This window comes from Streptomyces varsoviensis, from assembly GCF_000718635.1.
Classification (GTDB): domain Bacteria; phylum Actinomycetota; class Actinomycetes; order Streptomycetales; family Streptomycetaceae; genus Streptomyces; species Streptomyces varsoviensis.
This window is the reverse complement of sequence record NZ_JOBF01000092.1, coordinates 1-268: the sequence shown is the minus strand read 5'-3', so window position 1 is coordinate 268 and position 268 is coordinate 1. Positions and strand designations below refer to the sequence as shown.

At 61.9% G+C, this 268-nt stretch carries 1 pseudogene; it reads left to right on the top strand.

Features of this window, described 5'->3' with window-relative positions:
• A pseudogene (locus IF55_RS35735) lies at positions 1-268 on the top strand (Fe-S cluster assembly protein SufB); the annotation flags it as partial.

Here is a 268-nt window from a genome sequence, read left to right as displayed (position 1 = left end):
CCGGGAGGATCTGGAGGCGCAGGGGGTGCTGTTCCTGGACACGGACACGGCGCTCAAGGAGCACCCGGAGATCTTCCAGGAGTATTTCGGCACGGTCATTCCGGTGGGTGACAACAAGTTCGCGTCGCTGAACACGGCGGTGTGGTCGGGCGGCTCGTTCATCTATGTGCCGCCGGGTGTGCATGTGGACATTCCGCTCCAGGCGTATTTCCGGATCAACACGGAGAACATGGGGCAGTTCGAGCGGACGCTGATCATCGTCGACGAG